15 protein-coding genes are annotated in these 21,099 nt (G+C 75.1%); 9 read left to right on the top strand and 6 right to left on the bottom strand.

From position 1 onward, the window contains the following. Nucleotides 1–42 precede the first annotated feature (42 nt). Nucleotides 43–228, bottom strand: coding sequence for an MFS transporter small subunit (locus tag CLV92_RS05575; protein WP_104431807.1), 186 nt, complete (start codon nt 226–228; stop codon nt 43–45). Beyond that, nucleotides 225–1,655 (bottom strand): OFA family MFS transporter, encoded by a 1,431-nt coding sequence (locus CLV92_RS05570; RefSeq protein WP_104431806.1) that lies wholly within the window; start codon nt 1,653–1,655, stop codon nt 225–227. Before CLV92_RS05570 ends, CLV92_RS05575 begins: the two co-directional genes overlap by 4 nt. Before the next feature lie 184 nt (nt 1,656–1,839). Here CLV92_RS05570 and CLV92_RS05565 point away from each other — a divergent pair, with 184 nt between their 5' ends. The 3 genes from CLV92_RS05565 (at nt 1,840) to CLV92_RS05555 (ending at nt 5,184) form a co-directional block, all read left to right on the top strand. Next, nucleotides 1,840–2,727, top strand: a complete 888-nt coding sequence (locus CLV92_RS05565; RefSeq protein WP_158257137.1) for an alpha/beta fold hydrolase — start codon at nt 1,840–1,842, stop codon at nt 2,725–2,727. Nucleotides 2,728–2,899: 172 nt separating this feature from the next. Further along, the gene (locus tag CLV92_RS05560) at nt 2,900–3,763 is read left to right on the top strand and encodes an SCO6745 family protein (RefSeq protein WP_104431805.1); all 864 of its coding nucleotides are present in this window, start codon (nt 2,900–2,902) and stop codon (nt 3,761–3,763) included. Nucleotides 3,764–4,047: 284 nt separating this feature from the next. After that, the gene (locus CLV92_RS05555) at nt 4,048–5,184 is read left to right on the top strand and encodes a magnesium and cobalt transport protein CorA (RefSeq protein WP_281256899.1); all 1,137 of its coding nucleotides are present in this window, start codon (nt 4,048–4,050) and stop codon (nt 5,182–5,184) included. Between the two features lie 24 nt (nt 5,185–5,208). Here the strand turns inward: CLV92_RS05555 and CLV92_RS22790 are convergent, their stop codons facing one another. Together CLV92_RS22790 and pcrA are read right to left on the bottom strand one after the other, a co-directional pair. Then, entirely contained in the window at nt 5,209–7,485 is a 2,277-nt protein-coding gene (locus CLV92_RS22790; protein WP_104431804.1) for a hypothetical protein, read from the bottom strand. A 231-nt stretch (nt 7,486–7,716) separates the two neighbouring features. Next, complete coding sequence (pcrA, locus tag CLV92_RS05545) at nt 7,717–10,122, bottom strand: DNA helicase PcrA (protein ID WP_104431803.1); 2,406 nt, start codon at nt 10,120–10,122, stop codon at nt 7,717–7,719. A gap of 113 nt (nt 10,123–10,235) precedes the next feature. Between pcrA and CLV92_RS05540 the strand changes: the two genes are divergently transcribed. From CLV92_RS05540 to CLV92_RS05530, 3 genes are all read left to right on the top strand, one after another. Then, the gene (locus tag CLV92_RS05540; RefSeq protein WP_158257136.1) at nt 10,236–10,817 is read left to right on the top strand and encodes a TetR/AcrR family transcriptional regulator; all 582 of its coding nucleotides are present in this window, start codon (nt 10,236–10,238) and stop codon (nt 10,815–10,817) included. Nucleotides 10,818–10,834: 17 nt separating this feature from the next. Then, the gene (locus CLV92_RS05535) at nt 10,835–13,057 is read left to right on the top strand and encodes an MMPL family transporter (protein ID WP_104431801.1); all 2,223 of its coding nucleotides are present in this window, start codon (nt 10,835–10,837) and stop codon (nt 13,055–13,057) included. A 246-nt stretch (nt 13,058–13,303) separates the two neighbouring features. Beyond that, nucleotides 13,304–14,365 carry a right-handed parallel beta-helix repeat-containing protein gene (locus CLV92_RS05530; RefSeq protein ID WP_104431800.1) on the top strand — a complete coding sequence of 354 codons (1,062 nt, stop codon included), beginning with the start codon at nt 13,304–13,306 and terminating at the stop codon, nt 14,363–14,365. 70 nt (nt 14,366–14,435) lie between these two features. On the opposite strand, the gene CLV92_RS05525 is transcribed toward CLV92_RS05530, so the two are convergent. Further along, the gene (locus tag CLV92_RS05525) at nt 14,436–15,242 is read right to left on the bottom strand and encodes a formate/nitrite transporter family protein (RefSeq protein WP_245886443.1); all 807 of its coding nucleotides are present in this window, start codon (nt 15,240–15,242) and stop codon (nt 14,436–14,438) included. Between the two features lie 124 nt (nt 15,243–15,366). On the opposite strand from CLV92_RS05525, the gene CLV92_RS05520 reads away from it, so the two are divergent. Continuing rightward, the gene (locus tag CLV92_RS05520; protein ID WP_104431799.1) at nt 15,367–15,657 is read left to right on the top strand and encodes a hypothetical protein; all 291 of its coding nucleotides are present in this window, start codon (nt 15,367–15,369) and stop codon (nt 15,655–15,657) included. 30 nt (nt 15,658–15,687) lie between these two features. Here CLV92_RS05520 and CLV92_RS05515 read toward each other — a convergent pair whose 3' ends face one another. Next, nucleotides 15,688–18,315, bottom strand: coding sequence for an AMP-binding protein (locus tag CLV92_RS05515; RefSeq protein WP_425433561.1), 2,628 nt, complete (start codon nt 18,313–18,315; stop codon nt 15,688–15,690). A 95-nt stretch (nt 18,316–18,410) separates the two neighbouring features. Here CLV92_RS05515 and CLV92_RS05510 point away from each other — a divergent pair, with 95 nt between their 5' ends. Together CLV92_RS05510 and CLV92_RS05505 are read left to right on the top strand one after the other, a co-directional pair. Beyond that, nucleotides 18,411–19,457: an iron ABC transporter substrate-binding protein gene (locus tag CLV92_RS05510; protein WP_104431798.1), complete on the top strand. Its 1,047-nt coding sequence runs from the start codon at nt 18,411–18,413 to the stop codon at nt 19,455–19,457. Further along, the gene (locus tag CLV92_RS05505; RefSeq protein ID WP_425433560.1) at nt 19,454–21,061 is read left to right on the top strand and encodes an ABC transporter permease; all 1,608 of its coding nucleotides are present in this window, start codon (nt 19,454–19,456) and stop codon (nt 21,059–21,061) included. The genes CLV92_RS05510 and CLV92_RS05505 overlap by 4 nt, the downstream gene beginning before the upstream one ends. Nucleotides 21,062–21,099 lie beyond the last annotated feature (38 nt).

Genomic DNA, 21,099 nt, shown 5'->3' with positions numbered 1-21,099 from the left:
GCTCTCACCGCACGGAGGGCGACGAGCGCCGCTGACGGGCGGTCAGCCCGTGAAGAGCTTGCTGGCTCTGTTCAGCGTCTCCACGACGCCGTAGAGGAGGGGGATGCCGACCAGCGTCCAGCCCACCAGCAGCCGCAGCTTCGTGTTCGCCGGGGTCCTGTCCGGGGTCCCCACCCCGTTGCCGTGCACCGGGTCGCCGCCCGCCGGGATGTTCGCCTGGGTGCTCACCTGACCTCCTTCCCGCGCTCGCCGACCGGTTCCGTCCCGACGCCCGTGCCCGTCCCGGCGGCCGTCGCGGCCGGCTCGTGGAAGCGGGAGGCGACCGGCCGGACGAGGAGGTTCGCGACGAACCCGATCCCGAGGAGCGCGACCATGGTCAGCAGCGCGGGGCGGTAGGCGTCGGCGGTGAGCTCACCCGGGGTGCCCTGGGCGTCGAGGAAGCCGTTGATGATGAGCGGCCCGAAGATGCCCGCCGCCGACCACGCCGTGAGCAGCCGGCCGTGGATGGCACCCACCTGGAAGGTGCCGAACAGGTCGCGCAGGTAGGCGGGGATCGTTGCGAACCCACCGCCGTAGAAGGACAGGATGATGGCCGCGAAGAGCACGAACAGCGCGGTGCTGAGCTGCCCGAACAGGGCCAGCAGCGCGTAGACCACCATCCCGCCGCCCAGGTAGAGCATGTAGATCGGCTTGCGCCCGATGACGTCCGAGGTCGAGGACCACACGATGCGACCGGCCATGTTCGCCATCGAGAGCAGGCCCACGAAACCACCCGCCGCCGCAGCGGCCACCGCGCTCGTCCCGCCCACCCGGAAGAAGTCCTGGATCATCGGGGCGGCCTGCTCGAGGATGCCGATGCCGGCGGTGACGTTGCAGAACAGCACCGTCCACAGCAGCCAGAACTGCGGGGTCCGGATGGCGTTGCGCGCCGAGACGCTGGCGGTGGTGACGAGCGCCTTGGCACGCACCGTGGCGGGGTCGAAGCCGTCGGGCCGCCAGCCCGGCGGGGGCACCCGGATGGTCGCCGCGCCGTAGGCCATGAACACGGCGTAGCCGGCGGCGAGGGTCACGAACAGCAGCGCGACGGAGCGGCCGCTGGCGACCGAACCCGCCACCCCGGCCTCGTAGGCCGGGTCGTAGAGGGCGAGCAGGCGGCTGGACAGCGGGCTCGCCACGAGCGCGCCGCCACCGAAGCCCATGATCGCCATGCCGGTGGCCAGGCCCGGCCGGTCGGGGAACCACTTGATGAGGGTCGAGACGGGCGAGATGTAGCCGATGCCGAGGCCGATCCCGCCGATGACGCCGTACCCCAGGTACAGCAGCCACAGCTGTCCGGTGATGATGCCCAGCGCGCCGACCAGGAAGCCGGACACCCAGCACACCGCGGACGCCACCATGGCCTTGCGGGGGCCGACGCGGTCCACCCACGTCCCCAGCAGGGCGGCCGACAGCCCCAGCATCACGATGGCGATGGAGAAGACCAGGCCGATCTGCGTCAGGCCCACCCCGAAGTGCTGGACGAGCGCCACCTTGTAGACGCTGGTGGCGTAGACCTGGCCGATGCTGAGGTGGACGGCCAGTGCCGCAGGTGGGACGAGCCACCGGTTGAAGCCGGGCCCGGCGACGGTGCGCTCCCGGTCGAGGATGGATGCCACGCGCTCTTCCTCCACGTCGAGGACGCGGCGGCCACGCGGCCGCCGCCTGTCTTCCCACGCTAGGTCGGGCGCGGCGATCTCGCCCGTCGGCGCCGCGGACGGGCGCGGGACGGCTCCGCCGCGGTCGGGCGGGACGGCGGGCGGACGGCGCGCACGCGAGGATGGGGGTGGAACGGGAGGTGTCGTGGAGCAGTCACCAGGACCCCGCTGCGCGCAGGCCGGGACCGACCGCGCGCAGCCGCCGCCCGGCAGGCGCCCGTGGCAGCGCACGGTGCACCGCCGCACGCCGCTGGAGATCCCGCTGCTCCCCGGCCCCGGCCCCGGCGGCTGGGCCCCGGCGGGGCCGCGACCGGTGACGCTGCGGTGGCACCACCGCGAGGCCGGCACACCGGACGGGCGCGCACCGCTGGTGCTGCTGCACGGGCTCGGCATGTCCAGCCGCTCGATGGTGCCGCTGATGACGCGCATCGCGCCGCGGCGGGTGCTGGCGCCCGACCTGCCCGGCTCCGGGGGCAGCAGGCCGGTCCCGCGGCCCCTGCGGCTGGCCGAGCAGGCCGAGGCGCTGCTGTCCTGGCTGGACGCCCTGGACGTGCCGCGGGTGGTGCTCGTCGGGCACTCCTACGGCGCGCAGGTGGCGGTGGCCACCGCGCTGCGGGCGCCGGAGCGGGTCGAGCGGCTCGTCCTGGCGGGCGCCACCCGCGACCCCAGCGCCCCCACCACGTCGGCGCAGGCGCTGCGGCTGCTGCGCGACGTGCGCCACGAGCGGCCGGCGATGCTCGCCGTCGCCCTCTCCGACTACCTGCGCTCCGGACCCCGGCGGATGGTGGCCGTGCTGCGGAACCTGCTGTCCCAGCCGGAGGAGCTGCACCTGGCGATGGTGGACGTGCCGGCGCTGGTCGTGCAGGGTTCCCGCGACCCGGTGAGCCCCGCGCCCTGGTGCCGTCGCGTGGCGGACCTGCTGCCGCGGGGCGAGCTCGCGGTGGTCCCGGACGGCGCGCACGGCATGGTGTTCAGCCAGCCGGACGCCTTCTGGGCCGCGGTGCGCGACTTCTGCGACACCGACCCCGCCTGAACCCGAGCCCCAGCCCGCGCCCGCGCCCGCGCCACCCCGGCCCCGGCCCCGGAAAGGGCCCTTTCCGGGGTGGTACGCGCCTCCCCCACCCCGGAAAGGGTCCTTTCCGGGGTGGGGCGCGGCGGCGTCGGACAGGATGGGCGCTCCCGGTGGCCGAGGAGCGGAGGCGGACGTGCACGTGGACGAGACGGTGGACGCGGACCTGGCGCGGCGGTGCTGGCTGCCGCTGGAGATCCTGCACGTCGTCCCCTACTGGGCGCCGGAGACCCAGCAGGCGTACACCGCCCTGGACCTGCAGTTCTGGCAGGGCTACGTCGCCTCCCGGGCGGGCGGCATGGGCCGCGTCGGTCCGGCCGCGGTCGTGCCCGCCTTCTACGTCTGGGCGCCGCGCCTGGTGGAGGCGGCCGTGCCCTCCGCCTGGGAGCGGGTCGGCCCCGAGGAGGTCGTCGCCGCCCGCTACGCCGCCGCCGGCGCGGCCCTGCACCGGCTGCTCGACGAGGTGGCCGACCCCGCCGAGGTCGCCGAGGCCGCCGCGCTGGCCGGCACCGCCGGCGAGGGCCTGCGCGGCTCCCCCCGGGCGCTGTACCTGGCGGCCGCCACCGCCCCGGAGCCGGCGGACCCGCTGACGGCGCTGTGGCACGCGGCGACCCTGCTGCGCGAGCACCGCGGCGACGGGCACGTGGCCGTCCTGCAGGCCCTCGGCGTCGCCCCCGTCGAGGCCCTGCTGCTCAACACCACCCGCGAGGGCGCCGCCCGCGAGGCCATGCGCTCGCGCCGCGCCTGGCCGCGGCAGGACTGGGACGCCGCCGTGCGGTCGCTGCAGGGGCGGGGCCTGCTCGACGCCGAGGGGACGCTGACCGCGGACGGCGCCGCCCTGCGCGCGGAGGTCGAGACCCGCACCGACGCCCTCGCGGTCGCCGGCTGGCAGCACCTCGGCGCCGAGGGCAGCGCCCGGCTGCTGGAGCTGACGGCCCCCTGGCGCGAGGCCCTGCTCTCCTCCGGCGCCCTGCCCGACTGGCAGCGCGAGCGGCGCTGAGGGCCCCTCCCCGGCGACGGCGGCGCTGCTGCCCGGCGGGACCCCCGGTCGGTCCACCCGAACGGAGCAGCCCGGGACCGCCCAGGCCGTAGCCTGAGCGCAGGGACACGGGCCACGACGCGGGCCCACGACGCAGGCCGCGACACCGGCCGGGACGCGGGCACCGGACCGCACGGGAGGAGGCGCCGCCATGAGCAGCGAACCCCCGAGTCGTCCGCTCCACCGCTAGCCCGCTCCGCAGGCCGGAGCGGCGCCCCCTGCTCGCCCGGCCCCTGGAGCGCACCGTGCCCGAGCGTCGCCTGCCCGTCGTCAGCCCCCTCACCGCCCGCGCCCGCCGGCGGACGCCCTCCCCCGTGCGCGCCGCGACCCTGGCGCTGCCCGGCAAGCACCCGCTGCCCCGCAGCAGCCTCGTCGACTCCGGGATCTACCGCGACGGCCTGCGCACCACGACGCCGTCGTCGCTGGCGGAGACGTACCGCTGCCTGCGCGAGCAGGACGGCTCGATGGCGTGGATCGGCCTGTACCGCCCCGACGCGGGGGAGCTGGCGTCGCTCGCGGCGGAGTTCGGCCTGCACGAGCTGGCGGTCGAGGACGCGATCGTCGCGCACCAGCGCCCGAAGCTGGAGCGCTACGGCGAGACCCTGTTCGTGGTGCTGCGCGCCGCGCGCTACCGCGACGCCGCCGAGGAGGTGGAGTTCGGCGAGCTGCACCTGTTCATCGGCCCCGACTTCGTCCTCACCGTCCGCCACAGCGAGTCCCCGGACCTCTCGGCCGTGCGCAGCCGCATGGAGCGCGACCCGGAACTGCTGGCGCACGGGCCGGAGGCCGTCCTCTACGCCATCCTGGACACCGTCGTCGACGGCTACGGCCCGGTGGTGGCCGGCCTGGAGAACGACGTCGACGAGATCGAGACGGAGGTCTTCGGCGGCCACCCGGAGGTCTCGCGCCGCATCTACGAGCTGTCGCGGGAGGTCGTGGACCTGCAGCGCGCCACCCATCCGCTCGCCGGGATCCTCGCGGCCCTCAGCAACGGGTTCACCAAGTACCGCGTCGACGAGGAGCTGCAGCGCCACCTGCGCGACGTCGCCGACCACGTCACGCAGTTCAACGAGCGCATCGACGCCCTGCGCACCGCGCTGCGCGACATCCTCACCGTCAACGCCACGCTCGTCGCCCAGCGGCAGAACGAGGAGATGAAGGCGCTGAGCGAGGCGAGCATGGCGCAGAACGACGAGATCAAGAAGATCTCCGCGTGGGCGGCGATCCTCTTCGCCCCGACCCTGGTGGGCACCGTGTACGGGATGAACTTCGACGACATCCCCGAGCTGGAGTGGCGCTACGGGTACCCGTTCGCGCTGTGCCTCATGGCGCTGGTGAGCATCGTGCTCTACACGGTGTTCCGGCGCCGGGGCTGGATCTGACGGGCCCCCGCGCCGGCGGCCCGCTCAGCTCGTGCGGCCGGTGGCGAACGTGAAGGTCACGGACCCGCCCTCGAAGTCCTGGCGCACGCCGCCGCGGACGGGGTACTCGCCGCTGCGGGGGTAGCCGAGCCGGGAGTTCTCCCAGCCGCCGGCGGCGTAGTGCTTCTGGATCTCGCCCTTCACCGGGTGCGCCCCCAGCGCGGGCGTCCAGTAGACGAGGCCGCCCTCGAAGCGCTGGACGCGGCCGCCGTGACGCAGGGGGATCTCCTCCCCGGCGGGGTGGCCCAGCGCGTCCACGGAACCCGCCCGGCCGTAGGCGTCGAGGATGGCACCGCGGACCGCCTGCGGCCCGGTGGCGGGCGTCCAGTGGACCAGGCCGCCCTGGAACCGCTGCACGACCCCGCCGCGCACGGCGATCTCGCCGCTGGTGGGGTAGCCGAGCCAGGAGTTCTCCCAGCCGAGGTCCGCCACGCGCCCGCGGACGGCGCCCTTGAGGACGTGGGTGCCGGCGGCGGGGCTGAAGTAGATCGAACCGCCGGCGAAGTGCTGGCCGTAGCCGCCGCCGCGCAGCGGACCGAACTCGAGGCCGAGCGGAGCGCCGAGGGAACCGCCCTGCGCCCCGAGGGCGACGTAGCCGTCGAGGATGGCGCCCTTGACCAGGGTGCCGGAGTAGCTGCGGGACCCGTCGCGGTGCAGCAGGTAGTCACCGAGGGCCGGGCCCGGCGCGGGGGCGGGGGCCGGAGCCGGGGCGGGGGCCGGGGCGGGGGCCGGGGCGGGGGCCGGTGCGGGTGCCGGAGCGGGTGCCGGCGCCGGAGCCGGTGCGGGAACCGTCGCGAGGGGGCCGACGGTGACCCGCACCGACGCCACGCCGTTCGCCGCCGAGGTCACGGTGAAGTGCAGGTCGCCGTCGACGGCGGAGAAGGTCCGCCCGACGGGCAGTGCCTGGTTGTAGTCGCGGGTGGATCCGGTGGGCGTGGGGTCGAAGACGACGGTGGCCCGGCCCGGCGTGGTGGGGTCGGCGCGCAGGACGCGCACCCCCCGGTCGATGCGCAGGGCGGAGACGGTGCGGGCGTCCGCACCGGAACCGTCGCGGTACTCCAGGTAGTAGTGCATGCCCCCGTGCGGGACCTTGACGACCTTCGGCGCCGTGCCGGTGGTCGCACCCAGGGCGCGCAGGGTGATGTCCGTGCTGGACGTCACCGTCTGGACCTCCGAGGCGAACAGGCCCTCCATCTGGTCCCGGTGCACGCCGTTGAGGTTGCCCATCCCCGTCGAGTCGTTCGGGGAGGAGAAACCCATGACGTCGTAGGGGTCGGCGTACGGGGCGTAGGTGCCGTTGACCCAGCCGTTGCTGAACTTCACGTCGCCGGAGGTGCCCGCGGGGGCGTAGACGCCGCTGGCGTGGTGCAGACCGAGGTTGTGCCCCAGCTCGTGGGCGGTGAGCGACTGGCTGATGTCGGTGAGGAGGACCCGTCCGCCGCTGGTGAGGTTGCCGAGGGTCGCCCGGCCGTAGGCGCAGCCGCCGGAGGGGTGCGCGGCGCGCGGGGTGAGGACGACGAGGTGCTCGTTGGGTGCGCCGGTGAAACCGGTCCTCGCCGAGGCCTCGTTCCACAGGTCCGTCAGCTGCTCGCAGCTGTGGGCGCTGGCGTACCAGTCGGTGGTGGACTCCAGCTCGAAGGTGACCCGGCCGCCGGTCTGGGCGGACCAGTAGTCGGAGGCCCGCCGGATGGTGGGCTCGGCGTCGGCGACGGTGAAGTTCGCCGGGCTGGTGCCGCGGGGGGCCACCAGGACGAAGCGCACCCGGTGCACGCCGGTCGCGACCGCGGCCGGGGCGGCGGCCACGGTGGCGGACCGCACGTCGAGGACCTCCACCGCGTCGGCGCGCTCGGCGGCCCCGACCTCCAGGGTGACGGTCTGGCCGACCTGCAGGGCGTCGGCGACCTCGCCGTGGACGCGCACGAGTTCGCCGCCGGACTCCACGAAGGTGGCGACGACCTCCTCGCCGTCCTCCTCCCCCAGCTCGACCTTGGTGACCTCGCCGGTCAGCTCCTCCGTCTCCCCCTCCGCCACGATGCGCTGCTCGGTGCCGACCGGGTCCACGAGGGCACCGTCGGGGAGCGCGTGCGGGTCGAGGGGGGCGCTTCCGCCACCGGGGTGGACGGCGGCGGCACCGGTCGCCGCGGGGGCGAGGACGGTGCTGCTCGCCTGGGCCACGGGGGCGGCGAGGGTGCCGGCGGTCAGGGTGAGACCGACTGCCAGCGCGAGGAGGCGAGCGAGTTTCGCGTCAGCAGCGGAGGACATACCAGGTCGCTCGGGTGGATCAAGGGCGGACTGGAGGACGGATCGGGCCGTCCGGGCGTTCCCTACTGCGGACGGGGGAGTTTCCTCACCCGAACGGCCGACTCCCGCGGACCCCGCCGCACCCGCCGGCCCCCGCCGGGCGGGGGGAGGTGGTCCGTCCGCACCACTCCCCCGGCCGGCGCGGGGACGGGCCCCCGTGGGTGACCGTCCGGGCGCCCGCGGGGCGTCGCGTCAGAGCTTCGTGACGGGCGCGTAGCGCAGCAGCAGGCGCTTGGTGCCCTCGGAGCGGAAGTCGACGTGGGCGACGGTCTTGTCGCCCTCGCCCTCGACGCGGACGACGGTGCCCAGGCCGAAGGCGTCGTGGGTGACGCGGTCACCGGGCGAGAGGCTGACGATCGGACGGCCGGTGGCCGGGCGCGACGACGAGCCGAGGCGGGCCACGGCGGGGGCGGCGGTGGAACGAACCGTCGGGGTCTCCGCGCGGCGCCAGTCCACGAGCGCCGCGGGCACCTCGTCCAGGAAGCGGCTGGCCGGGTTCTGCTGGGGGGCGCCCCAGGCGCTGCGGACGGCGGCGCGGGTGATGTAGAGGCGCTGCCGGGCGCGGGTCAGGCCGACGTAGGCGAGGCGGCGCTCCTCGGCGAGCTGCTCCGGGTCGGCCAGGGAGCGCAGGTGCGGGAAGGTGCCGTCCTCCATGCCGGTGAGGAACACCACCGGGAACTCCAGGCCCTTGGCGGTGTGCAGGGTCATGAGGGTGACCACCCCCTGCTCCGCCTCCTCCGGGGTGGGGATCTGGTCGGAGTCCGCGACCAGCGACACCTGCTCCAGGAAGTCCGCCAGGGTCCCCTCGGGGTTCTCCGCGCCGAACTCCTGCGCGACGGCGATGAACTCGCCGAGGTTCTCCACCCGCGACTCGTCCTGCGGGTCGTGGCTGGCGCGCAGCTCGGCGAGGTAGCCGGTCTGGTCGAGCACGGCCTCCAGCACCTGGGCCGGGGGCGTGCCCGCGTCGACCAGGGTGCGCAGGTCGGACATCATCTCCGTGAACCTGCGGATCGCGGTCAGGGAGCGCGTGGCGAGGTTCGCCGCCTCCTCCGCCCGCTCCAGCGCGGCGGGGAAGGAGATCCGCTCCCGCTGCGCGAGCTTGTCCACGCAGTCCTCCGCGCGGTCGCCGATGCCGCGCTTGGGCACGTTGAGGATGCGGCGCAGGTTCACCGTGTCGTCGGGGTTGGCCAGCGCGCGCAGGTAGGCGAGGGCGTCCTTCACCTCCCGCCGCTCGTAGAAGCGGGTGCCGCCGACCACCTTGTAGGGCAGGCCGGTGCGGATGAAGCGGTCCTCCAGGGCGCGGGACTGCGCGTTGGTCCGGTAGAAGACCGCGACGTCGCCGTAGCGCACGCCGGCGGTGTCGTGGAGGCGGTCGATCTCCTCCGCGACGAAGGAGGCCTCGTCGTGCTCGTCGTCGCCGACGTAGCCGACGATGCGCTCGCCCTCCCCCGAGGCGGTCCAGAGGTTCTTCGCGCGCCGGTCGGGGTTCTGCTTGATGACCTCGTTGGCGGCGGTGAGGATCGTCTGGGTGGAGCGGTAGTTCTGCTCCAGCAGCACGGTGCGCGCGTCGGGGTAGTCCTGCTCGAACTCGCTGATGTTGCGGATCGTGGCGCCGCGGAAGGCGTAGATCGACTGGTCCGCGTCGCCGACGACGGTGAGCTCCGCCGGCGGCACGGCGATCTGCGTGCCCTCGCGCACGAGCGTGCCGTCGACGGCGGTGCGGGCCGAGCGGGCGGCGGCCTCGGAGACGGAGCCGCCGACGAGCTCGCGCACGAGGACGTACTGGGCGTGGTTGGTGTCCTGGTACTCGTCGACGAGGACGTGGCGGAAGCGGCGGCGGTAGTGCTCGGCGACGTCGGGGAACGCCTGCAGCATGTGCACCGTCGTCATGATCAGGTCGTCGAAGTCGAGGGCCTGGGCCTCGCGCAGCCGCTGCTGGTAGAGCGCGTAGGCGGCGGCGAGGGTGCGCTCGGTGGCGTTGCCGTCGTCGGAGCCGGCCCGCGCCGCGAACTCCTCGGGGTCGACCAGCTCGTTCTTGAGGTTGCTCACCATCGCGGAGAACGAGCGCGGCGGGTAGCGCTTGGGATCGAGGTCGAGGTCGCGCAGGACCAGCGCCATGAGCCGCTGGCTGTCGGCGGCGTCGTAGATCGAGAACGACGAGCGCAGGCCGACGGTCTTCGCCTCCCGGCGCAGGATCCGCACGCAGGCGGAGTGGAACGTCGAGACCCACATGCCGCCCTGGCCGTGGCCGACGACGTCGCCGACGAGCGCCGCGACGCGCTCGCGCATCTCGGCGGCGGCCTTGTTGGTGAAGGTGATCGCCAAGACCTGCCCGGGGTGGACGCCGCGCTGGCTGATCAGGTGGGCGATGCGGTGGGTGAGCACCCGGGTCTTGCCCGAGCCGGCCCCGGCCACGATGAGCAGCGGGGAGCCGGTGTGGACGACCGCCTCCCGCTGCTGGGGGTTGAGGCCGTCCAGCAGGGCCTCCGGCGACGGCAGGGCCCGGCCGCGGCGCAGCGAGGGGGCGCCGTCCCCCGCGGCGGCACCGGAGCCGCCGGCGGGCCGGCCGAAGGGGAGGTCGTCGAAGAGGGTGCTCATCGTGGGCCCAGCCTAGGCGCGCGGCACGACAGCACCGGCCACCCGACGTAGCGTCGGGAGGGGTCACCCTGCGCACCCGACCACTTCGGTCTGAAGTGGTCTACTCTGGTCCGGTGCCCCGCCTGAGCAGCCAGCAGATCGACGCCGAGATCGTCGAGGCCGCCGCCGCCCTGATCGCCCAGCACGGCTACGAGCAGACCTCCCTGCAGCGCATCGCCGACGCCGTCGGCTACTCCAAGACCGGCCTGCTGCACCGCTTCCCGTCCAAGGAGGCCCTCCTCGACGCCGTCGCCGAGAGCTGCTCCTCGACCGTGGACGAGGTCCTCGCCGCCGTGGAGGGCATGCCCGCCGGAGCCGAGCGGGACGCCGCGGTCGTCGGCCGCCTCGTCGAGCTCGCCGTCGGGCGCCCCGGCTTCGTGTCCCTCTTCATGGGCCTGTCCACGACCCTCGCCGGCACCACCGCCGGCCGCCGGATGGCCGACGTCCCCGAGCGCCTCTTCGCCGCGTTCGCCGTCGCCCCCGACGCCCCCCTCCCGCGGCGCCTGTCCGTCCTCGGCGCCCTCGGGGCCCTCGCGGTCACGGCCATGGCGCCGCTGGAGGAGCCCCCCGACCGGCTGCGGCCCCTCATCGCCGCCACCGCGCTCGCGGCGCTCGGCCACGCACCGCCCCCCAGCTCGCAGACCGACCAGCACTGAGTCCCGAGAGGACCCCCATGGCCACCTTCCTGCACCGCCTCGGCCGCGCGGCGCACTCCCACCGCGTCCTCGTCGTCCTCACGTGGATCCTGCTGCTCGTGGCCGCCGCCGTCGCCGCGGCCACCCTGCGGGCGCCGTTCGTCTCCACGTTCGAGATCCCCGGCCAGGAGTCCACCGACGCCCTGGAGCTGCTCGACGAGCGCTTCCCCGCCACGGGCGCGGACGGCGCGAGCGCCCGCGTGGTCTTCGACGCCCCCGAGGGCGAGCGCATCACCGATCCCGCCAACGCCGGCCAGGTGGTGCAGGCCGCCCAGGAGCTCGCCGGCCTGCCGCAGGTGTCCGGGGTCAGCAACCCCTTCGACCCCGCCGCCCCCGGCGTCTCCCCCGACCAGCGCGCCGCCTACGTCGCCGTCAACTACGAGGTGATCCAGCCCCAGGTCACCGACGACGCCCGCGAGGCGCTCTTCGACGCCGTGGAGCGCGCCGACGGCGGGCCGCTCACCGTCGCGGTCGGCGGCGACGCCACCCAGGAGGTGAGCGGCGTCGGCGGCGTCGGCGAGGTCGTCGGCGTCGTCGTGGCGCTCCTCGTCCTCACCCTCACCTACGGCACGCTCGTCGCCGCCGGGATGAACCTGCTCACCGCCGTCGTCGGCGTCGGCATCGGCGCGGCCGGCACCTTGGCCCTCACCCGCTTCGTCGAGCTGCAGTCGACGACACCGACCCTCGCGCTCATGCTCGGCCTCGCCGTCGGCATCGACTACGCCCTCTTCATCGGCTCCCGCTACCGGCAGGAGCTGCTCGCCGGGCGCAGCGTCCCCGAGGCGGTGGCGCTGGCGACCGGCACCGCGGGCTCCGCGGTGGTCACCGCCGGCACCACCGTCGTCATCGCCCTCGTCGGGCTCGTCGTCGCCCGCATCCCCTTCCTCACCCAGATGGGCTTCGCGGCCGCCGCGACCGTCGTCATCGCCGTCCTCGTCGCGATCACCCTGGTGCCCGCGGCGCTGTCGCTGCTCGGGCGGCGCGTGATGCCGAAGCGGCTGCGGGCCGCCGTCGAGGCCGGCGAGCGCCCCGGGGAGCGCCCGCACCGCTTCCTCGACGCCTGGGGACGCACCGTCACCACCCACCGCTGGCTCAGCCTGCTCGCGGCCGTGGTCGTGCTCGGCGTGGTGGCGCTGCCCGTGGCGGACATGCAGACGAGCCTGCCCGACGACAGCACCGCCTCCCCCGGCACCACCCAGCGCACCGCCTACGACCTGACCAGCGAGCGCTTCGGCCCCGGCGTCAACGGCCCCCTCCTCGTCCTCCTCGACGGCGAGGGCGCCGGCACCCGCGTCGCCGAGGTCGCGGGCACCCTCGGCGGGCTCGAGGGGGTCGCCTTCGCCCTGCCCCAGCCGGCCCCCGACGGTCCCCCGCGAGCGGGAGGTGCCCCCAGCGCCGGGCTCGTCACCGTCATCCCGGAGACCGCCCCCACCGACCCGGCCACCACCGAGCTCGTGCACACCCTGCGCGAGCGCCTCGACGAGGTGGAGGGGAACGGGCTGCGCAGCTACGTCACGGGCCAGACGGCGGTCAGCGTGGACGTCTCCCAGCAGCTGCGCGAGGCCCTGCCGCGCTACCTCGTGCTGGTGGTCGGGCTGGCGCTGCTGCTGCTCGTGCTCGTCTTCCGCTCGATCCTGGTGCCCCTCACCGCGGTCCTCGGCTTCCTGCTCACCATCGGCGCGGCGCTCGGCGCGACGACCGCGGTGTTCCAGTGGGGCTGGCTGCAGCAGCTGGTGAACTCGGACGTCACGGGGCCGCTGCTGAGCATGGCGCCGATCATCGTGGTGGGCATCCTCTTCGGCCTGGCGATGGACTACCAGGTCTTCCTCGTCTCCCGGATGCACGAGGCCCACTCCCACGGCGCCGGGCCGCGGCAGGCGGTGGTGACCGGCTTCCACCAGGCGGCCCCGGTCGTGGTCGCCGCCGCCGTGATCATGTTCGCCGTCTTCGCGGGCTTCGTTCCCGAGGGCGACGCCACGGTGAAGCCGATCGCCTTCGCCCTGGCCGTGGGGATCCTCGCCGACGCCCTGGTCGTGCGGATGGTCGCGGTACCCGCGGCGCTGTCCCTGCTCGGGCGCTCCGCGTGGTGGCTGCCGCGCTGGCTGCACTGGCTGCCCGTGCTGGACGTCGAGGGGGCCGCGCTGGAACGGCGCGCCCCGGAGCAGGAGAGCACCGCCCCCGCGGAGGCCGCCCCGCGCTGAGCCCGGCGCGCTGGGACCGCCGCGCCTCGAACCCGGCAGGACCGGGCGCCGCACCACCCCGGTCGCCGGACGAAGGCGCCCGGTGACGGTGCGCAGCCACCGGCGCTCGGCCGTCCGGGTGAAATGCACACGGATAGTGACGGAATGTCACTAAAAGGAGGGCGCTCGGTCGCCAGCCGTGCCAGCATTCACATGTCGGCGGCGGTGTCGCCGACCTGGGGGAGACCGAACCACGGGGGATGAACGATGGGCAGTCTGGTCAGGATCGTCACGGCGGCCGCCGCACTTCCGCTCGCGCTGCTGACGGCGGCGCCCGCATCGGCGGGCACGCAGATCGCGTGCGGCGCCGAGGTGAGCGGACGGGTGGTGCTCACGCAGGACCTGACCTGCCCCGGGACCGGCCTGGTCGTGACGAAGCCCGGCACGACCGTCGACCTCAACGGGCACACGATCCGCCTCACCGGCGAGGAGTCGCCCCAGGGCACCTACGGCGTCCAGGTGGGGTACTGGAACGACGAGAGCACCGCGACGACCGGCGTCACGCTCCGCAACGGGCGGATCGAGGGCTACGACACCGGCGTGCAGGGGATCTTCGCCGAGCGCCTCACCGTGCGCGGCCTGACCGTGCAGGGCTCGATCTCGAGCTACCAGGGCGCGGACCTGCTGGTCCAGCGCTCCGAGGTCACGGGCCGGGTGGGCCTGGAGCAGCACGGCGCCGCGGTGATCGAGGGCAACCGGCTCGGCGGGGCCGGCGGGAGCGCCATCGGCGTCGTCGTGCGCGACAACACCGTCACCGACGGCAGGATCCGCTTCGACGAGAGCCGCGACATCCGCATCACCGGCAACCGCGTCACCGGCGGCCCCGGCATCGAGGTCGGCAGCTACAACGACGACGTGCTGGTCCAGGGGAACCACGTCAACGCAGCCGTGCACGGCGTCTCCCTCGACGGTGTCGTGCTGGACGGCATCGTGGTGCGGGACAACCGCATCCGCAACAGCCGCTCGGCCGGCATCGACGCCTCCCACCTCCAGGCGGTCGAGGACGTCCTCATCGAGGGCAACGACGTCTTCCGCAGCGGCTTCCGCGACGTGGCCGACCCCTACTACGGCCCCTCCACCGACGGGATCGCCGTGCGCACGTCCCCCGACCACGACGTGGACCTCAGCGGCATCGTCCTGCGCGGCAACCGGGTGCGCTCCAGCGCCGGCCACGGCATCTACGCGACCCGCGTGACCGACGGCGGCGGCAACCGCGCCCAGGACGCCCGGCTGAAGCCGACCTGCGTGGGCGTCGCCTGCGGCAAGTGATCCCGCGGGGCACGCGCCGGGACGGGGAGGTCCCGGCGCGCGCACCCGCGCAGGAGCGCGCCGGGACCGCTCAGCCCTTCTCGCGGTGCGCCTCCTCGATGCGGTGCGTCACCCGCAGCAGGCGCACCGCCGTCACCAGCAGCAGCCCACCGGCGAGGTTGCCCAGGGCCGCCCAGCCGAGCCGGGCCAGCCAGTCCAGGTAGCCGAACGGGGCCCCCACGATCAGGGCGCCGAACATCAGCAACGAGTCCAGCACCGAGTGGAAGAGCTGCCCGCCCGCGAGCAGCGCGCCGAAGAGGATGGCCGGCACGATCCGCACCCCGGTGCTCTCCGTGCCGTGCTGCATGCGTGTCATCAGCGTGATGACGACCCCCGCCAGGACGGCCAGGCAGAACGAGCGCAGGCCGATGGGCATCGTCCCGAAGTGCGTCCCCGCCTCCAGCACGGTCTCGTGCAGGGACGGGAAGGACGTCACCAGCAGCCACATGACGATCCAGCCGCCGACGAGGTTCAGCAGCAGGGTCATCCCCCACAGCCGGGCCAGGGACCTGAGGGTCCCCTCCCGCGCGACCACCGCGGTCACCGGCACCAGGAAGTTCTCCGTGAACAGCTCGCTGCGGGCCAGCAGCAGCGCCACGAACCCGATGGAGAAGGCCAGCCCGGCGAGCAGGTGACTGCCCGTGGCGTGCAGCACCAGCAGCATCGCCAGGATGCCGGTGCCGATGTCGATGCCCCCCAGCAGCCCGGTGCTCACCAGCGGCAGCAGGGGCCTGCCCAGGCGGTCCTTGCCCTCGCTGACGAGGCGGTCGAAGGCCTCCTCGACCTCCGGCTCGTGCTCCTCCGGTGCGTTCGTGGCGACGATGGGGTGTTCGGCCACCAGGGCTCCTCGTGCTCGCTCGGGCGGCCCGTCCGCCCAGCCAGCCCTACCCGTTCCGGCGGGACCGATGCGCGGCGCGCGGCTAGGGTCGGCCTGAGCCGCACCCCGACGGAGAGGACGCACGATGAGCAGCGACCCGCTCGACGACGGACCCGTCCCCCGCGAGGCCCCGCCGCCGCCCGGCGCCAGCCTCCCCGACGTGGTCGACGAGCTCGAGGAGCGGGTGAGCGCCCAGGTGCAGGAGCAGGTGCACGGCAGCGCGGACCAGGCCGAGGCCGCCCGCGAGCCGGAGGAGGGCGAGGGACCCTCGCAGGACGTCGTGCCCGACACCGGCGACGGGGCCGCCGACCCCACCCTCGGCGGGCACGAGCAGGAGACCACCGACGGGTTGCCGCACGCCGAGCCCGGCGACTGACGGGCCCCGGCCCGTCACACCCCCGGCCCCCTACACCCCCGACCGCAGCCGGTCGCGGGCCCCCTCCACGGCGGCCCGCGGCCGCGGCAGCCGCGCACCCGCCCGCCCCGCGCGCCGCGGCAGCCGCCGCATCAGCGCCGACGCCAGCGCCCAGTACGCCACCCCCACCGCCAGCGACGCGACCACCGCCAGCACCGGCGACACCCCCACCAGGTGCGGGTAGACCTGCCAGTGCGTCAGGTACACGTACAGCGAGCTGCTGGCCAGCACCCCCAGCAGACGGCTCAGCCGCGCCGGGCAGCGCAGCACCGGCACCCACGTCAGCAGCACCACCCCCGCCGCGATCAGCGCGTCGCGCCACGGGTCACCGAAGAACCCCGGCACCGTCGCCACCACCGCCGCCGACACCAGCGCCCGCCGCCGCACGTCCGACGCCCGCGCCGCCATCCACCCCAGCGCGAACAGCCACAGCACCGGCTTCGGGTTCGGCACCCCCAGGTCCAGCACGCCGTAACGGCCCAGCAACCCCACGGCGAGCACCGCGCACGGCAGCGCGAACGGCCGGCGCCGCTCCAGCCGGTGCACCGCCGGCACCGCCAGCAGCGCCACCAGCCCCAGCAGCACGTACACCAGGACCTCGACGAACCAGAAGTGCCACTGCCTCGTCCAGCTCTCCGGGCCCAGCACCGCGTTGAGCAGCACCACGTTGAGCAGGCCGTACGTGCCGGTCACCAGCGCCGCCGCCGCGATCCACACCACGCTCGGCACCACCACCCGCGCCACGCTCACCAGCTGCCCGCGCAGCCGCTCCCGCCGGTCCGGCGAGGCCAGCTGGAAGCGCGCGAAGTTGTAGCCGGCCAGGGCGAAGAGCACGTGGGCGCTGCCCAGCAGCGTGAACAGCTTCGCGTGCGTGCCCACGATCAGCACGATCGCCACCGCCCGCAGCACCACACCCGTCTCCAGGCTGCGGCCGAACCGGCGCCGCCCCACCGGCCGCTGCGACCCCGCCGCCGCCCGCTGCAGCTCCCCCACCGGCGTCGTGTGCCACGCCGGGGGCAGGACGCCCAGCAGCTCCTCGAGCCGGACGGACACCTCCACGTAGGACAGCGAGTCCCCGCCCAGGCCCACGAAGGTGTCGCCGTCACCGACGTCCGGACGGTCCAGCAGCTCGGCGTACAGCGCCCGCACCGACCCCGCGCCGGCGCCGTCCCCCGCGGGCGCCTGCCCGGGCCCGCGCGCCAGCTCCCGGATCCGGGCGTAGTCCAGCTTCCCCGACGACAGCCGCGGCAGCTCCTCCAGCCGGCACACGCGCACCGCGTGCGGCGGCAGGCCCAGCTCCCGCACCGCCAGCCGCAGCGCCGCACCCGCCTCCCCGGCCACCGCCACCACCAGCTCCTCGTCGGCGCCCACGCACGCCGCGCGCAGGCCGTGCTCGGCCAGCACCCGCTCCGCCTGCTGCAGGTCGATGCGCAGTCCGAACACCTTCACGAAGCGGCTGCGGCGGCCCACCACCTCGTAGAGGCCGTCCGGGCAGCGACGGCCCAGGTCACCGGTGCGCAGGACCTCCACCGCGCGCCCCAGCGCCAGGTCCGCCGGGGACTGCGCGTAGCCCAGCATCACGTTCGGCCCGGAGTAGACGATCTCCCCCACACCCGGACCCAGGGAACCGTCCAGCTCCGGCACCGGCTCCAGGGCGAACGACCCGCCCGGCACCGCCACCCCGATCGCGCCGGGGTGCTCCAGCGCCCGGTCCGGCGGCAGGTACGCCATCCGGGCCGTCGCCTCCGTCTGCCCGTACATGACGAACAGGTCCCAGCCGCTGCGCCGGCCCAGCTCCGCGAAGCGGCGCACCCGCTCCGGGTCCAGGCGGCCCCCGGCCTGCGTGACGTAGCGCAGCGACGGCAGCGCCATCCGCTCGAAGCCCACCCGCTCCAGCAGGTCGAACGTGTACGGCACCCCCGCGAAGCTCGTGCAGCCCTCCGAGCGCACCAGGTCCCAGAAGCAGCGGTCCACCACCGACAGCCCCGTCAGCACCACCGAGGCCCCCCGCAGCAGGTGCGAGTGCAGCACCGACAGCCCGTAGCAGTAGTGCACCGGCAGCGTCGTCACGGCCCGGTCGGACGGCCGGATGCCGAGGTAGGAGGCGATCGACTCCGCGTTGGACTGCACGTTCTCCTGCGACAGGCGCACCAGCTTCGGGCTGCCCGTCGAGCCGGACGTGCTCAGCAGCAGCGCCAGCTCCGGGTGCAGCTCGTGCGCGCTGCCCGCCCGCCGCTCCCGCAGGTCGAGCGGGCCGTCGCGGGAGCCGTCGGGGCGGGCGAGGACGACGTCGGGGTCGTAGGCGTCCAGCAGCGGACCCGCACCGCCGGGCGGCACGAGCAGCACGACGTGCCCGCCGGCCAACGCCCCCAGGTAGGCGGTGACGGCGTCGAGGTCGTTGGCCCCCTCCACCAGCACCAGCCGGCGGGTGACGCCCAGCCGCCCGGCCAGCGCGGCCACCCGCGCCGCCAGCTCCGCGTAGGACACCTCCCGGCGGCCGGGGCCCGAGGTCACCAGGGCGCAGCGGCCCCCGTGGGCGGCGAGGTCCCGGACGAAGGGCACGACCCTGGGGGCGGCGTGGACGGCCGGGAGCGCCTCGGTGCTGGACACAGCAGCGATGGTATGAGGTTAGGCTCATCTGCGTTCCCGCTCGGGCCGTCCGCTGCTCCGACCGGGCACCCGTCCACCTCACCCTCCCCGACCGGAGCCTCCACGTGACGTCCCTGCCCCGCCGCCTGCTCGCCGCGCTGCTCACCGCGGGCCTGCTCACCACCGCCGCGTGCGGTGAGCAGACCGTCGACGAGCGCATCGCCGAGGCCAGCGAGGACGGCGAGCTCATCGTCTACAGCGGCCGCAACGAGAAGCTCATCGGCCCGCTGCTGGAGAAGTTCGAGCAGGCCAGCGGCGTCGACGTGACCGCCCGCTACGCCGGCAGCGCCGAGCTGGCCGCGCAGCTGCTGGAGGAGGGCGGGCGCACCCCCGCCGCGGTCTTCCTCTCCCAGGACGCCGGCGCCCTCGGCGCCGTGCAGGAGGCCGGCCTGCTCGCCCCGCTGGAGGAGGAGCTGCTGGCGAAGGTCCCCGAGCGCTACCGCTCCGACGAGGGCGCCTGGGTGGGCGTCTCCGGGCGTTCCCGCGTCCTGGCGTACAACCCCGGGGAGATCCCCGAGAGCGATCTGCCGCAGACGGTCTTCGACCTGACCGACCCGCGCTTCAAGGGGAAGATCGGCGTCGCGCCCACCAACGCCAGCTTCCACTCGTTCGTCACCGCGATGCGCGTCAGCGCCGGCGAGGAGCGGACGCGGGAGTTCCTCGAGGGCCTGAAGGCCAACGAGCCCAAGACGTACAACAACAACCTGCTGGTCCTCGACGCCGTCGACAAGGGCGAGGTCGCCGTCGGGCTGGTCAACCACTACTACCTGCTGGAGAAGGCCGCGGAGGCAGGCGGCCTCGAGAAGCTCACCGCCCGCAACCACGTCTTCCCCGGGGACGACCCCGGCTCCCTCGTCAACGTCGCCGGCGTCGCCGTGCTGAAGGGCAACGAGTCCGGGGACGCCCGCGCCTTCGTCGAGTACCTGCTCGGCCCCGAGGCCCAGACGTACTTCGCCGAGGAGACGAAGGAGTACCCGCTGGCCTCCGGCGTGGAGGCGGACCTGGAGGACATGCCGCCCCTGGAGGAGCTGCAGGGCCCCGACATCGACCTCTCGGAGCTGTCCTCGCTGCAGGAGACGCTGGCGCTCCTCGACGAGGTGGGCCTGACCTGACCGTGCCCGGCACCCACGCGCCCGCCCCGGCCCGGCAGGCCCCGCGCCCGCCGGGCCCGCGGCGCGCCCGCGGCGGCCGCCCCCGCCCGCCGCTGCTCCTGCTGGGCCCGGCCGTCCTGACCGCCGCGGTGGCGCTGCTGCCCCTGGCCTACCTCGTGGTCCGGGCCGGCGAGGACGGGCCCGCCGCCGTCGCCGACGTCCTGCTGCGCGAGCGCACCGCCCGCCTGCTGCTGCGCAGCCTCGCCCTCGCCGCCGCCGTCACCGCGGCCTGCCTGGCCGTCGGCGTGGCCCTGGCCTGGCTCACCGTGCGCTCGGACCTGCGGCACCGCCACGCCTGGGCCGTCGCCGCCGCCCTGCCCCTCGCGATCCCCACCTACGTGGCGGGGTTCGCGTGGATCTCCTTCGCGCCGCAGCTCGCGGGAGCGCCCGGGGCGTTCCTCGTCCTCACCGCCTGCTCCTACCCCTACGTGCTGCTGCCGGTCTCCGCCGCCCTGCGCCGCACCGACCCCGCCGCCGAGGAGGTCGCGCGCTCCCTCGGCCTGACGCCGTGGCAGGTGTTCCGGCGGGTGACGCTGCCGCAGCTGCGGCCCGCGCTCACCGCGGGCGGGCTGCTGGTGTCCCTGTACTGCCTCAGCGACTTCGGCGCGGTCTCCATCCTGCGCTTCGACACCTTCACCCTGGTGATCTACACCTCGTACCAGGCGTCGTTCGACCGCACCCCGGCCGCCGTCCTCAGCCTCCTGCTGGTGGCCGTCACCCTCGTCCTCGTGCTGCTGGAGTGGCGCAGCCAGGGCAGGGCGTCGTACTCCCGCGTCGGCGGCGGCGGGCAGCGCCCCGCCCGCCCCGTCGCGCTGGGCCGCCTGGCCCCGGTGGCGCTGCTCGGCGCGGCCGCCGTGGCCGTGCTCTCCCTCGGGGTGCCCGCCGCCGCGCTCGTGCACTGGACGGTGGTGGGCGCCTCCCGCGGCCTGCCCCTGGCGGACCTCGCCGCCGCGGCCGGCACGTCGCTCGGCTACGCGGCCCTCGGCGCGCTCGTCACCACGCTGCTCGCCGTCCCCGTGGGGCTGCTCGCGGCCCGCCGCGGCGACCGGCTGCCGCGGGTGCTGGAGCGCATCTCCTACCTCGGCCACGCCCTGCCGGGCATCGTGGTGGCCTTCTCCGTCGTCTTCCTGACCGTGCGCTACGCCTACCCGCTGTACCAGCGCACGCCCGCGCTGGTGCTGGCCTACGTGGTGCTGTTCCTCCCGCTGGCCGTCGGCGCCGTGCACTCCGCCGCGGCGCAGTTCCCCCCGGCGCTGGAGGACGCCGCGCGCAGCGCCGGTGCCCGCACCGCCGAGGTGCTGCGCCGGGTCACCCTGCCCCTGGCCGCCCCCGGCATCGGCGCCGGCGCTGCCCTGGTGTTCCTGACCTGCATGAAGGAGCTGCCCGCGACGCTGCTGCTGCAGCCGCTGGGGTCGACGACGCTGGCCACCCAGCTGTGGACGGAGACGGGCGTGGCGGCGTACTCGGCGGCGGCGCCCTACGCTGCGGTGCTCGTGCTGCTGTCCGCCGTGCCCACCTACCTGCTCGGAGTGCGTCCGCGCGTCGCCGGCGGGGGCCCCCGGTGAGCGGGCGGACGGGAACCGGGTCGGCCACCACCACCAGC

It is taken from the genome of Kineococcus xinjiangensis (assembly GCF_002934625.1).
In the GTDB taxonomy this organism is placed as follows: Bacteria; Actinomycetota; Actinomycetes; order Actinomycetales; family Kineococcaceae; genus Kineococcus_A; species Kineococcus_A xinjiangensis.
Note: the sequence above shows the minus strand (reverse complement) of the source record. Positions and strands in the feature narration are given on the sequence as shown.

What these genes read in the sequence shown, in the direction of transcription:
- CLV92_RS05535 (WP_104431801.1), top strand. Translation starts at nt 10,835, where the DNA reads ATGGCCACCTTCCTGCACCGCCTCGGCCGCGCGGCGCACTCCCACCGC.
- CLV92_RS22790 (WP_104431804.1), bottom strand. Translation starts at nt 7,485, where the DNA reads ATGTCCTCCGCTGCTGACGCGAAACTCGCTCGCCTCCTCGCGCTGGCA.
- CLV92_RS05530 (WP_104431800.1), top strand. Translation starts at nt 13,304, where the DNA reads ATGGGCAGTCTGGTCAGGATCGTCACGGCGGCCGCCGCACTTCCGCTC.
- CLV92_RS05520 (WP_104431799.1), top strand. Translation starts at nt 15,367, where the DNA reads ATGAGCAGCGACCCGCTCGACGACGGACCCGTCCCCCGCGAGGCCCCG.
- pcrA (WP_104431803.1), bottom strand. Translation starts at nt 10,122, where the DNA reads ATGAGCACCCTCTTCGACGACCTCCCCTTCGGCCGGCCCGCCGGCGGC.